The sequence below is a fragment of the Pontibacterium sinense genome (assembly GCF_015209595.1).
GTDB lineage: Bacteria > Pseudomonadota > Gammaproteobacteria > Pseudomonadales > Balneatricaceae > Pontibacterium > Pontibacterium sinense.
Genome location: NZ_JADEYS010000011.1, coordinates 111,488 through 125,086, shown reverse-complemented (window position 1 = coordinate 125,086; position 13,599 = coordinate 111,488). Strand labels below are relative to the sequence as shown.

Below are 13,599 nucleotides of genomic sequence, written 5' to 3'. Positions count from 1 at the left end.
AGGAGTAAACGCGTGACCAAGAAGGGCTTTGATCTGACCGCCGCCAGTAAGAACATTCAGGAGCAGGGTGACCAGTTGCCTCCGCTGGAGAAATGGAATCCCGAATTCTGTGGTGATATCGAGATGCGTATTGCCCGTGATGGCACTTGGTTTTATGGCGGTACGCCGATCGGTCGTCCGGCCATGGTGAAGCTTTTCTCTCGTGTTCTCTGGATGGAAGACGGCCAGTATTTCCTTAAAACCCCGGTTGAGAAAGTCGGTATCGACGTTGATGACGTCCCTTTTCTGTTTGTCAGCGTGGAACAACGCGAAGGCGAGCAGGGGCCGGAGCTGGTGTTTACCAGTAAAACCGATGATGTGGTTGTTGCCGGTGAAACCTATCCGATCCGGGTGGAGCACTGTGACCAGACCGGTGAGCCATCACCGTACATTGCGGTCAGGTTTGGCATGGAAGGACTGATCGCTCGTAATGTCTTTTATGAACTGGTGGAGCTGGCGGATGAGCGTGAGATCGACGGTGAGCAGCATCTGGTGATCGAGAGTCAGGGCAAGGTGTTTAGCTTAGGCTCATTGGCTGAATCTTAAGTCACAATGCGGTGAACTGGATCAGGTCGTGATGATTTTGACGCCCATCGCGATCATGGCCCCACCTAAAATGCGGTCAATCCAGTGTCCCATACGTCTGAATTTCGTGTTGACCACGGGATTGGATAACAGCACCACCATGACAGAAAACCAGCTGCCGTGAATCAGCATAATCCAGATGCCATACGCAGCCATATGGGAGGCGGGAACATCTGGTGACAGCACAAAAGTGAAGAGCGCTACGTAATAGATCGGGGCTTTGGGATTTAACAGGTCGCATATAAAGCCACTTCTGAACAGCTGCCAGTCTGAACGGTGCTTATATTCCCCGGCTGTCTGATCGGATTGATCTGAGGGCTTTGCCTTTAATCCCATGAGTCCGAGATACACAAGGTAGCTGCCTCCCATCATCTGGATAGCCAGCATCGCTTCAGGTGATCTGGAGATGATTGCAGCTAAGCCAAATGCTGAGTACAAGATGTGGATCAACAGGCCGGTCATAGTGCCAACGAGGCATATAAACCCAGCGCGTCTTCCATTCTGCAGGGCTTCTTTTGAGATCAGTACGAATTCAGGCCCGGGTGATGCGGTAGCAATAAAGTGTATGGCCGTCAGTGTCAGTAAACCCTCAAATAAATCCATTCACTTATCCCCGCTAACGTCTGGTCATGTGATTACTTTCCTAAATATTCTATATTGACGGCTAGAAATAACGTTGCTAAATACACTCAGTAGTATTGATTAAATAGAAGAATGGTTCTGTTATGGCTAGAAATAAGAAAGATTCCACTCTATGGGCTGTCGATAGCAAAGACTTAGAGATACTCAGAAAACTGCAATCAGATGGCCGTATCAGCAATAGCGCGTTATCAGATCAGGTTAGTTTGAGTGAAACACCCTGTTGGCGGCGCTGGAAAAAGCTGGAGGATGAAGGGTATATCGAGGAATACAGAACGGTATTGAATCGCAGAAAGCTGGGATTTGGTGTTGTTGTTTTTACTCAAGTCTCGTTCGCCAGCCACGATATTGAGTTAACCAATCAGTTTGAGCAGCTTATGCGTGAACTGGACTGGGTGCAGATGTGTCATTGCATCACCGGTGACGTTGATTACCTGCTGCAGTTGGTTGCCCGTGATGTGGATGAGTTTTCTGAGCGCATTACTTTTCTTCGGCGGATTCCGGGCGTGACGTCGGTTCAGTCACACATTTCAGTGAATGAAATCAAAGATAACCCAAGCCTGCCATTGGGTTGATCGGTACAGATCCAGAGAAGCACCGCTTAGCTTTTATACACGCTTAACCCGCATACCCAACAAACTCAGCCCAATCTTTCAGCAGTGAAGCGAAGTCCTCTAAACCACAGCGGGCGGAGGATTCTGCATCGTAAAAATCCATATCCTCTTCCAGATCGGCTTCATCTCCGGCGTTCAGGCTGTGGGCTTTCACTGTGGCATCGTTGCGGCTGAGCAGCAGGTCATATTCAAAACCGTCCAGCACGAAGTCCCATGCGGTGCCTTGTGTGAGATCATTCAGCGCCTTAAACAGTGATGCGATTTTGTCCGCACGGTCACCCACTTCCTGCGTCAGCCAGTAACCCAGTGCTTCATGGCCCATTGAAAAGCGGGCTTCCGGGCCGGTGAAATCCTGACTGAATTCATATTCCATGGTGCGGGTGTCTCGTCTTTTAGGCTTGAAGGAAAAGGGCGCACACTATATCACCGCTGAAGATTTTTTCGATGGTATCCGACGGGTTTGTTCAGCCAGTTGAAAGGAAGATCATGCTACTATCGGCGCGTTTATACCCATCAGAGTTTCGCCTGAGATCGATCTGATACTTCATACGATCAGGGAAGCAGGCGACAAAGTTTGAGGCAAAGGAGTGCCGACGTATGTCTGGATACCGTTATGTTCTTAAGGACCTTTTTAGTCGCTCTCCTCATATTTAACGTGGCGCACGCCGCACAACCCTCGTTCAGTAAATCGAAACGTATTCTGGCAGAGATCTATGCTGATCAGCCGGTGAGTTTTTACTGCGGCTGTGATTATAAAAAGAAGGGTAAAAAACTGATCCCAGATCTGGATAGCTGTGGATATGACCCGCGTAAAAATGCCAAGCGTGCCAAACGTATCGAGTGGGAACATGTGATGCCGGCATGGGCATTTGGTCATCAGTTGCAGTGTTGGCAGGACGGTGGACGTAAAAACTGCCGCAAGAATCCGGACTTCAAGCAGATGGAAGCTGATATGCATAACCTCGTTCCGGCAGTCGGTGAGGTGAACGGGGACCGTTCTAACTACCGTTTTGGGATGTTGGAAGGTGAGAAGCGTGCCTACGGCAGTTGTGATGTGGAGATCGACTTTAAAGCTCGTAAAGCGGAGCCTGCACCCTATTTAAGGGGTGATATCGCGCGGACGTATTTTTATATGCGGGATACGTACGGTGTGCGGTTGAGCAAACAGCAGCGTCGACTGTTTGAGGCGTGGGCGAAGCAGGATCCGGTGGATGACTGGGAGCGGAAGCGGAATGATTTGATTGAGGAGCGGCAGGGGAATCGGAATCCTTATGTGAAGTGATGCCTCCTTCATCCATCGCTTGTTTGAGTTTTGATGTGCGTGTTTCAATTTCTTTTTTCGCCCCTCTTGGGCGAGGTAAGGGAGGGGATTGTCCCTCCCTTACCAATCCCAGCCAACCCTACTACTTGCACCGCTTTGCGGTGTTCCCTGCGCGTTTCGAAATAAAGCTAAGCGAATGAACTCGGCCTTTGGCCTCAGACAGAATTCGCTTTTAACGCTTTCTTTCTGCAATGCTCAGCTGCGTAGAAGGGAATGCAATCCGAGCGAGACATCATGCCTGTGCATCGTTTTACTCTTGACCTTCGTGTAAAACGCTCAGGTTACTGAGGGATATGATCCCCTTTACGAAGCCGAGCATTGCAGGGTTATCGTGGAGTAAGGCGAGGACTGTCTGAGGAGCGAAGCGACGAGTTCCGCAGCCCCACGGTAAGCCGAAACGCACAGGGAACCGGACGCAGTCCGGCAAGTAGTGGGGCTGACGGGGATTGGTAAGGGGAGTTCAGCAACTCCCCTTGCCTCGCCCAAAAAGGGCGAAAAGAGCAAATAAAACAGAACTATTTAGATCGGATTATTCTCTGACGTCTTTTCGTGAATGTAGGTTCGCTGCGAAAGTCACCACAAACAAAAAAGGAGAGCTAAAAAGCTCTCCCCAAAACCATCTCTACTGTAAAAGCCGAGCGTAATCGCCTTAAGCGTTCGCCCCCAACCAGCTCTCCAGCTCATCAGCCCCACCCACGTGTTCGCCGTCGATGAAGATCTGAGGTGTCGTCCCCTGACCGGAAATCGCCGTCAACGTGCTGTAGCTCACGCCGTTCGTACCCAGTTCGATCTCTTCAAACTTGTAACCACGTACTTTCAGTGCATTCTTCGCACGGGTGCAGTGTCCACAACCCGGCTTAGTGATCATAGTGACGCGCTTAGGCTGTTCAGCATTCGGGTTGATGTAGTTCAGCATGGTGTCTGCGTCGGATACTTCAAACGGGTCGCCTGGCAGGTCTGGCTCGATGAACATCTGGTCGATGATGCCGTCTTTAACCAGCATCGAGTAACGCCAGCTGCGTTTGCCAAAGCCCAGATCGTTTTTGTCGACCAGCAAACCCATACCTTCGCTGAAGTCACCGTTGCCGTCTGGCAGGAAGGTGATTTTCTCCGCTTTCTGATCTTCCGCCCATGCGTTCATCACGAAGGTGTCGTTTACAGACAGACAGATAATGTCGTCGACGCCGTTTGCTTTGAATACAGGTGCCAGTTCGTTGTAACGCGGCAGGTGAGTACTGGAACACGTGGGTGTGAATGCGCCTGGCAAAGCAAAGACGATCACAGTTTTTCCTTTAAACAGCTGGTCGGCGGTGAGGGTTTTCCAATCGTTACCTTCACGTACCGGGAAGCTTACCTGTGGGACTGCCTGACCTTCGCGATTCTGGAACATGTTTTCGATCTCCGTGGTGTTGTTCGTTTCGATAGGTAAATAGTATGTGAACGCGGTTTTTTAATAAAATTAAACAATAAAATGGTTTTGATTGAGAAAAGCTATAGATGCCTGTGGACTGTCCGAAAGGCTAATACCATCGGTATTGGCATTGCACTTGCTCTATACCCCAAGGATAGAAGCGGGCTGTACAGGGTTTGATCATATGAGTGATTGGTCAAATTCTATACGCACAGAGGTGAGTGCGGATTGATCAGATGATCAAGCGGCCCGACAGCATATAACTATAAATCGAACGATCTGTGGGGGAAGGGTACGCATGGATATACCTAAACCAAAAGGATGTATGACAGTTCAGGATCTGCGCGTGGGCATGAGTGCAGAGAAGCAATACAGCATTGATTACGAGGATGCGATTCAATTTTCAGAGATTTCAGGTGACTGGAATCCTGCCCATCACGATGAGGCGTATGCCGCCGCCAGTATTTTCCGCGAACGTGTCGCACACGGCATGTTTTCTGTTTCTCAGTTTTCCGGTTTGTTGGGTATGGATATGCCGGGACAAGGTGCGCTCTGGTTGAAGCAGAGTGTTGAGTTTTTGCGGCCTGCATTTTTCGGCCGGGATTACCGTGCGGTCGTGACCGTAAAGGCGATCGACAACGATACCAATACCGTGACGTTAAGTACCGAATGCTTTGATGAGCAGGGGGAAAAGATCATCACCGGCGAAGGCGTAGTAAAACCGATTCCGCAAAAAGTCAAAGCGATGATGGACTGAGCACTGCCAGCGATATGCGCAGCGTTTAGTCCAGCCACACTCTTTTGAACCACAGCCATCTGTTTATGCAGTCGGTGGCTTCAGCACTTTGTATTGATGGAAGTGAATATGTCAGCACCGAAAAAACGTCCAGAACAGACTTATGTAGAACAAAACGGACCGGTATTTATGTCCGGCAATCAGGCGTATCTGCGTCTGACATTTGAACAGCACCGGCGCGATCAGGAAGCCGGATTGAATACGGCCGGATTTATCTCCGGTTATCGCGGTTCCCCATTTGGTCATTTTGATCAGGATGCCAAACGGGTGGGTAAAGCGCTGGGTGAGCGCAACATCAAGTTTAACCCCGGTGTGAATGAAGCGATGGCGGCGACAGCCGTATGGGGTTCTCAGCAGATCGATTTCTTTGGTTCCAGTCAATTCGACGGTGTCTTTGGCCTCTGGTACGGCAAAGGTCCGGGGGTCGATCAGGCGGCCGATGCATTGCACCACGGTAACCTTTGGGGCACCCATCCAAAGGGTGGTGTGGTGATGGCGGTGGGTGATGACCCGATGAGCCGCTCCTCCAGTATTCAGCAGCAAAGTGAATATGTATTGTCCGGTTTATGTATCCCGGTGATGCAGTGCTCCTCGGTACAGGATATTTATGATTCTGGTCTGATTGCCTACCAGCTATCACGTTTTGCAGGTGTTTGGGTTGCGGTGAAGTCGGTCTCCGATATCGCTGAATCCTGGTACATGGTGGATGTGGATCCGGCGCGCACGCAGACTGTTCTGCCGACCGACTTTGAGATGCCAGAGTGTGGCGTCCATATCCGTTGGCCGGATCAGTCGGTGGATCAGGATCACCGTATGGCAGTGGCACGTATCCCTGCGGTTAAAGCTTTTGTTAAAGCCAATAACCTGAACCGCGTGACCAAAGATTCAGCCAAGCGGCGTTTTGGTATTGTGACTGCGGGCAAGAGCTACGCAGACACGCTGGAAGCGCTAAATGATCTGGGGATCAGTCAGCAGCAGCGTGACGAACTGGGTTTGTCGTTGTTTAAGGTAGTGGTGACCTGGCCACTGGAAGAAAGCTCGTTGCGTGAGTTTGCGCAAACTGTGGATGAACTGATCGTGATCGAGGAGTCACGTCCGTTTCTGGAAACACAGGTGAAAGACGTGCTTTACGATATTCCTGAAGCACAGCGTCCACGGGTGTTGGGTAAGCGCAATTTGGCAGGAAAAGAGCAGCTGCCAACTAATGGTGAACTGACACCCGCATTGATTGCGCGGGTATTGGTGGACTGGTTGCAGGGGCACCATATCACCGACTCGATGCGTGACTGGATTGCCATGCTGGATCAGACCGATCAGCAGCTTTCGGTACCGCGCAACGTGGTCGATCGTACACCGTATTTCTGTTCCGGTTGTCCACATAATAGCTCGACTAAAACCCCGGAGGGCGCGAATCAGTTGGTGGGGATTGGCTGTCACTATCTAGTGCGGTTGATGGATCGAGACGGGGTCAGCTTTACCCAGATGGGTGGCGAGGGTGCCACGTGGGCTGGTGCCGCACCGTTTGTGGATCAGGAACATGCCTTCGTGAATTTGGGCGATGGAACCTATTACCACTCCGGTTCCAACGCGATTCGTCAGGCGATCGCTTCGGGTGTGAACATCACCTACAAAATCCTCTTTAACGATGCTGTAGCGATGACGGGTGGTCAGCCCCATGACGGTCCGCTGAGTGTGCAAGCGATTACCCATGAGTTAAAAGCGGAAGGCGCGGCCAAGGTCGTTGTAGTCAGTGCTGATCCGTCCAAATTTAACAAAAGTGAGTTTGCCCCGGATACTCAGCTCTATCACCGCGATGACCTGATCAAAGTACAGGAAGAGTTGCAGCAGATTTCTGGTGTTACCGTCCTGATCTACGAGCAGACCTGTGCCACAGAACTGCGCCGTCGTCGTAAACGCGGCAGCGCTGAAGATCCATCCAAGCGTGCTTATATCAACTACCGCCTGTGTGAAGGTTGTGGTGACTGTGGCGAAGCGTCGAACTGTTTGTCTGTGCAGCCACTGGAAACCGAGTTGGGTCGTAAACGGATGATCGACCAGTCAGCGTGTAACAAAGACTTCTCCTGCGTGAACGGCTTCTGCCCAAGCTTTGTGACCGTTGAAGGTGGCGAGCTGACTAAGGGCAAAGGGGTGGAGATGTCCGATGCCTTGTTTGATGCGTTGCCACAGCCACCGGTTGCAGAATCCGATGGGGTATTTGGCGCATTGGTATGCGGTATCGGTGGTACCGGCGTAGTCACCATCTCCTCACTGATGGGTGATGCGGCTCAGGCGGAAGGGAAAGCCTCACAGGTACTGGACCTGACTGGTATGGCGCAGAAGTTTGGTGCGGTGTTCTGCCATCTGAAGATCGGCAACTCCGTTGATGAACTGAAATCGACCCGTTTATCCACAGGACAGGCAAACCTGCTGATCGGCGCTGATATTGTGACCAGCTCCAGCGATGAAGGTCTCTCTCGATTGCGTCAGGGTTTTACCCGCGCAGTGGTGAACGAACATGAAACGGTGACCGGTGCCTTCACCCGTGACGGTGACTTCCATATCCCTGTGGATGATATGCGCGCTGCATTGACCCGCTTTACGGGTGATGGCAATGCACATTTCTTTGACTCCACCGATGTGGCACAACGCCTGACCGGCGATACCATTGGTGCCAACATTATGCTGCTGGGCTATGCCTGTCAGATGGGCTGGTTGCCGGTGAAACTGGCCTCTATCGAAACGGCTATCGAGAAAAATGGTGTTGCCGTACCGTATAACCTGCGTGCCTTTAAGCTCGGTCGCCTGATGGCACATGATCCGGCACAGATCGAAAAACTGATGGAGCAGGGATTCCCAACGCCGGAATGGCGGGTGATGTCAGAGAGTGTCGATCAGCTGATCAAGCGCCGGGCGAAAGATCTGGTGGCGTATCAGAGCGCAAACTACTCCGCTAAATACACCTATCTGGTGGATCAGGTGCGTGCGGCAGAGCAGAGAATCGCGCCGGATAGTACAGCGCTGACCGAAGCGGTGGCGCGCAGTTTGTATAAGCTAATGGCCTATAAAGATGAGTACGAAGTGGCGCGCTTATATACCGATGGTGCGTGGCTGGCAAATATCAAACGTCAGTTCAGCGGAGACTTTGAGCTGAAATTTCATATGGCTCCGCCAGTGCTGTCAAAACGTGACCCACGTACCGGTCAGCTGAAAAAGCGGGAGTTTGGCGGCTGGATGTATAAAGCCTTGCAGATCATTGCAGGCTTCAAAGGTGTGCGTGGTAGCTGGATGGATCCGTTTGGTTACAGTGCCGAGCGTCGCGAAGAGCGGGCATTGATCAAGCAGTATCGTCGCCGGATCGAAAACCTGATCCGTGAGCTTTCAGGCGATACATTGGATACCGCCGTGGAGATCGCGAACGTACCGTTGCAGATTAAAGGTTTTGGTCATGTGAAAGAAAAGAACCTGAAGCTGGCACGCGAACGCTGGGAGCTGTTAGACGAGCGTATGCGTAATCCGCAGAAGACCATTAATGCCGTTCAAATCGCTGAGCCGGAATTAGTGGATTAACTAGATCGATAGATACGCTATACCAGCCTCGCAAATGCGGGGCTTTTTTATGCCTGTTGCTATAGCTACACGCCGGTCGAATTCAAACGCGCTGTGTTGGTTTTAGAAAGGGGATAGTTGTCTCTTATCAGCGACTTGTAACGGCATGTTTACAGTTTCGGATGATGCGAATGGACACGAGTCACGAAACCTTGTGACCCATTCTTGACGGTATAAAAAGATAAAAACAGGCAAAGAACGGCGCTTTTTCCAGTTTTCAGTCCGAATTCTGTATGAAAATTATTCTTTAGTGAACGTTTTATGTTCCGGCCAATGTTCAGCTAGATTGACAGGACTGGCCATATTTTTTGGATGAGGACGCATGGCCATTTAAACAGGAGTGGCTATGGACGCAAAGATGGACATCGATTCTTTGCTTGAGTGTCTGCTGGTCCTGAGTGCATTTCACGGTGAGAGTGTTAATCGTGAGTCTCTGGTATCCGGTTTGCCCCTTGAGCAAGCGCATCTCACGCCCTATTTGTTTGGGCGGGCTGCTGCACGTGTGGGGCTTGTCAGCAAACTACTGAGCAAGCCGTTGTCGCATGTACGTGAGCGGGCGCTTCCTGCCGTGTTATTGATGGACGGAGACGATGCCTGTGTATTGATGGGATGGAGTGAAGATAAACGTCATGCTCACGTTATCTTCCCCGAATTGTCCGATACCGTCGAAGACATTCCTGTTGCCCAATTAAACGACAGTTACACCGGGCTGGTGATCTATGCCCGACCAAAATTTCGTTTTGATTCCCGTACCTCGAATATCAGTAAAGCGTCAAAAGGTCATTGGTTCTGGAGTGCCATGGGGGAGAACCTGGGACTCTATAGAGATGTGTTGCTGGCGGCATTTTTTATCAACCTGTTTGCGTTGGCATTGCCATTATTTGCCATGAATGTGTATGACCGTGTGGTACCCAACCACGCGCTTGAAACTTTGTGGATGTTGGCGATTGGGATCGGCGTGGTGCTGGTGGCTGATCTGGCGTTGCGAACCATGCGTGGATACTTTCTCGATCTGGCTGGCAAGCGGGTGGATATCCTCCTGTCGGTACGGATTATGGAACAAGTGTTAGGGCTGAAGATGGAGCACCGGCCTCAGTCGGTGGGGGCGTTTGCGGCTAACCTGCGTTCTTATGAGTCGGTGCGTGATTTCACCACATCGGCGTCTCTGACCGCACTGATTGATCTGCCATTTACCCTGATCTTTATTCTGGTGATTGGTTGGATCGCGACAGGCATGGTAGTTCCCTTGCTGGTGGGTATCGCCGTCGTGGTTCTATATGCACTGACGACACAGCGAAAAATGCGAAAGCTGACTGAAAGCATGTATCAGGCCAGCTCCATGCGAAACTCAGTGTTGATCGAAAGCCTGATCGGGCTGGATACGCTTAAGTCCATGTGTGCCGAAGGCATGATGCAGCGCCGCTGGGAGAAGGCTGCGGCGTTTCTGGATCGGGTGGGTGTTCAGTTGAGATTGCTGGCATCAACGAACCTCAATGTAGCGCTGTGGGCACAACAATTGGTGAGTGTCAGCATCATTGTGATGGGTGTGTACCTGATCGCAGAAGGTGAATTAAGCCTGGGTGGGTTGATTGCGGCGACCATGTTGAGCAACCGTGCGATGGCACCGATCAGTCAGGTGGCCGGTTTATTAACTCAATATCATAATGCCCGGACGGCGTTGACCGCACTGAATGAGGTTATGGATCAGCCGGTAGAACGTCCAGTCGGTAAGCGTTTCTCCAGCCGAGCTTCATTAAAAGGTGAGGTTACGTTCAGGCATGTTTCTTTTACTTATCCGGGTGCTGAAATCTCTACCCTCAACGATGTGAGTTTTTCGCTGCAGCCCGGTGAGCATGTGGCCGTCCTCGGACGGGTGGGTTCGGGAAAAACGACATTGAACCGATTGTTGATGGGACTCTATCAACCGGCAGAGGGGGCCGTACTGGTTGATGGAATGGATCTTCGTCAGCTGGACCCTGCCGAGTTACGTCATCAGATAGGTTACGTGCCTCAAGACGCAACTCTTTTTTACGGGACATTGAAGGAAAACCTGGTGTTGGCAAATGCTCAGGTGTCACAGGCTGCATTGGACCGGGCTGTAAAGCTGGCTGATCTGAGTGATTTCATTAATCGTCATCCACAAGGTTTTGATATGAATGTGGGCGAGCGAGGGGAGTTTCTTTCCGGTGGGCAACGAAAAGCGGTGACGCTGGCACGGGCAGCGATCCATAACCCGCCGTTGCTGCTGTTGGATGAAGCCACCGGATCAATGGACCACACATCTGAAGCGGCGATTCTGTCTCATCTTGAGCAGTTTGCGAAGGGAAAAACCATGTTGCTGACGACGCATCGCACGTCCATGTTGCAGCTGGTCGACCGTATTATTGTATTAGATGGCGGGCAGGTGGTGGCAGATGGTCCGCGTGACAACGTAATGGATGCGTTACGCAAGGGTCGTATTGGGAGGGCATTATGAGCGATCAGCCGCACAGTGATCCTCCAAAGCTCAGATTTCAGAGCAACTTTGAGCAGGGCATTCCTGTTGAAGATGCGAATAATCTCAACTGGCTGGAAGATGCTGATCGAGCGATGCTGGAACAAAATCCGTTGAAAGCCCGCGCGCTGTTATATGGCGTCGCGCTGGTGGTCATCGTGTTGATCTGCTGGTCGGCCTATGCCGAAATCGATGAGGTTACCCGAGGGGAAGGTAAGGTCATTCCGTCCCGGCAGGTACAGGTTATTCAGTCTCAGGACGGCGGTGTAGTCACTGAACTTGCGGTTGTGGAGGGGCAGACGGTAGAGGCGGGGCAGCTGCTGGTCAAGTTGGATGCGACACGTTCAGTGGCGAGTTTTAGGGAGAACAGAGCTGAGTTGGTAGCGCTGCAGATAAAGGCGGCTCGATTGAGGGCTGTGGCTGAAGAGATGGCGTTTACCCCTAACGATGACCTGCGTGAGTTGGCGCCTGGTGTTGTCGAGCAGGAAATGACGTTGTACCACTCGAGTCAGGCGGAACTAACCGCGGCAAAAAATATAGCTGGTAAACAACTTAGACAGCGTGAGCAGGAACGCCAGGAGAGTCGCGCACTGAAAGCACAGTTGGATCGCGCTTATGATTTTGCACAGCAGGAACTGAATGCCAGTGAACCCCTGTTGGAGTCAGGCGCCGTGTCTCCCATTGATCTGCTGAAGTTGCGTCGCGAGGTATCACGTTTACGCGGAGAGCGTCAGCAAGCGGGGGCTAAAATTCAGCGCACCAAAGAAGCGATCGCTGAGGCTAAGGATAAGCTGAGGGAGGTTGAGCTGGAGTTTAAAAATAACATTCGTGAGGAACTATCGCGTACGACGGCCCGCATTAATACCTTAATGGAGAGTAGTCGTGGTTTGTCTGACCGCGTTGCACAAACAGCGGTACGTTCGCCTGTACGGGGGACAGTGAAAAGACTTTTCTATAATACGATCGGTGGTGTGGTATTGCCGGGGCGTGAGATTGTTGAAATTGTGCCTCTGGATGATGCTCTGCTACTGGAAGCTAAAATCAGTCCCCGTGATATCGCTTTCTTGCGACCGGGGCAGAACGCTCTGGTGAAGTTTACGGCCTATGACTTTGTGGTCTATGGCGGTTTAGATGCCTCGCTGGAGCACATCAGCGCTGACACGGTGTTGGACGATAAGGGAAACCCGTTTTATATCGTTCGGGTTAAAACTCTGGAGTCCAGCCTTGGAGAGGGGAAGCCGATCATCCCGGGGATGGTTGCAGAGGTGGATATTCTGACGGGGAAAAAAAGCATCCTCAATTATCTGCTAAAACCTGTATTCCGTGCTAAGCAGTATGCGCTGACGGAGCGATAAACTATGCATGTATTCGTGAGCCAAAAACCGTTATCTCCCGTACGCTGGCATCAGGCGTTTCCTGATTCTATTACGGTACGTACACCCTCAGAAGTCTCCGCGGTTATGCGTGGAAAAAGCTGTGTATGGCTGGATTTTACCTCCCTGACAGCGGTGGATCGTCTGCTTTGGTTAGAACAGGCCAAGCAACTATGTTGTCCGATTGTTGTGTTGTCCAATATCCCGAACAACGATGAAGCTGTGCATGTTTTCGGGGCTGGGGCTTGTGGTTATTGCCATGTTCTGGCCGCTGTAAATCAGCTGAGAGAAGTCGCGCTTGTCGTTGAGCATGGTGGATACTGGGTGGGATCTTCTTTTATTGAGAGAGTGTTGCAACTGAGTGCAGGTCATATGCAGGACGTGATGCACACGGAGGAGGTCGATTGTTCAGACCTGCTGACAGAGCGTGAACAAATGGTTGCACGTGAAGTTGCCAGAGGTGCAACCAACCGTGAAATTGCCAGTTCACTTGAAATTACAGAACGAACAGTGAAAGCTCACCTGGCCTCAATTTTCGCTAAAACCGGTGCGCGTGATCGCATACAGCTCGTATTGATGTTGAATCATCTATCGTCAACTACTGTATGAAATTTGGTCATATTGTACCTTGAGTACAATGCCTGCAATTTGCCCCCTTTCTAACCTGATAGAAGCCTGTAAACGCGATTGGAATGAGTTTTGGAACGGAATCCGACTGGCG

Annotated in this window: 11 protein-coding genes; 8 read left to right on the top strand and 3 right to left on the bottom strand. The window is 51.2% G+C overall.

The window, feature by feature from the left end:
• The first annotated feature begins 12 nt into the window (after positions 1–12).
• Complete coding sequence (locus IOQ59_RS12235; RefSeq protein WP_443094388.1) at positions 13–585, top strand: DUF1285 domain-containing protein; 573 nt, start codon at positions 13–15, stop codon at positions 583–585.
• Between the two features lie 21 nt (positions 586–606).
• Here IOQ59_RS12235 and IOQ59_RS12230 read toward each other — a convergent pair whose 3' ends face one another.
• Entirely contained in the window at positions 607–1,227 is a 621-nt protein-coding gene (locus tag IOQ59_RS12230) for a LysE family translocator (RefSeq protein ID WP_193953662.1), read from the bottom strand.
• Positions 1,228–1,349: 122 nt separating this feature from the next.
• Between IOQ59_RS12230 and IOQ59_RS12225 the strand changes: the two genes are divergently transcribed.
• Positions 1,350–1,838, top strand: coding sequence for an Lrp/AsnC family transcriptional regulator (locus tag IOQ59_RS12225; protein WP_193953661.1), 489 nt, complete (start codon positions 1,350–1,352; stop codon positions 1,836–1,838).
• A 43-nt stretch (positions 1,839–1,881) separates the two neighbouring features.
• On the opposite strand, the gene IOQ59_RS12220 is transcribed toward IOQ59_RS12225, so the two are convergent.
• Positions 1,882–2,250: a YacL family protein gene (locus IOQ59_RS12220; RefSeq protein WP_193953660.1), complete on the bottom strand. Its 369-nt coding sequence runs from the start codon at positions 2,248–2,250 to the stop codon at positions 1,882–1,884.
• 240 nt (positions 2,251–2,490) lie between these two features.
• Between IOQ59_RS12220 and IOQ59_RS12215 the strand changes: the two genes are divergently transcribed.
• Complete coding sequence (locus IOQ59_RS12215; protein WP_193953659.1) at positions 2,491–3,159, top strand: endonuclease; 669 nt, start codon at positions 2,491–2,493, stop codon at positions 3,157–3,159.
• A 688-nt stretch (positions 3,160–3,847) separates the two neighbouring features.
• On the opposite strand, the gene IOQ59_RS12210 is transcribed toward IOQ59_RS12215, so the two are convergent.
• Complete coding sequence (locus IOQ59_RS12210; RefSeq protein WP_193953658.1) at positions 3,848–4,588, bottom strand: glutathione peroxidase; 741 nt, start codon at positions 4,586–4,588, stop codon at positions 3,848–3,850.
• Positions 4,589–4,907: 319 nt separating this feature from the next.
• Here IOQ59_RS12210 and IOQ59_RS12205 point away from each other — a divergent pair, with 319 nt between their 5' ends.
• The 5 genes from IOQ59_RS12205 to IOQ59_RS12185 all read left to right on the top strand — a co-directional run bounded on the left by IOQ59_RS12205 (position 4,908) and on the right by IOQ59_RS12185 (position 13,487).
• Positions 4,908–5,366 (top strand): MaoC family dehydratase, encoded by a 459-nt coding sequence (locus tag IOQ59_RS12205; RefSeq protein WP_228050866.1) that lies wholly within the window; start codon positions 4,908–4,910, stop codon positions 5,364–5,366.
• A gap of 108 nt (positions 5,367–5,474) precedes the next feature.
• On the top strand, positions 5,475–8,972 hold the full coding sequence (locus IOQ59_RS12200) for an indolepyruvate ferredoxin oxidoreductase family protein (RefSeq protein ID WP_193953657.1): 3,498 nt from the start codon (positions 5,475–5,477) through the stop codon (positions 8,970–8,972).
• Between the two features lie 385 nt (positions 8,973–9,357).
• Positions 9,358–11,487 carry a type I secretion system permease/ATPase gene (locus tag IOQ59_RS12195; RefSeq protein ID WP_193953656.1) on the top strand — a complete coding sequence of 710 codons (2,130 nt, stop codon included), beginning with the start codon at positions 9,358–9,360 and terminating at the stop codon, positions 11,485–11,487.
• Positions 11,484–12,860, top strand: a complete 1,377-nt coding sequence (locus IOQ59_RS12190) for an HlyD family type I secretion periplasmic adaptor subunit (RefSeq protein WP_193953655.1) — start codon at positions 11,484–11,486, stop codon at positions 12,858–12,860. Before IOQ59_RS12195 ends, IOQ59_RS12190 begins: the two co-directional genes overlap by 4 nt.
• A 3-nt stretch (positions 12,861–12,863) precedes the next feature.
• Positions 12,864–13,487 (top strand): response regulator transcription factor, encoded by a 624-nt coding sequence (locus IOQ59_RS12185; protein ID WP_193953654.1) that lies wholly within the window; start codon positions 12,864–12,866, stop codon positions 13,485–13,487.
• The last annotated feature ends 112 nt before the right edge of the window (positions 13,488–13,599 follow it).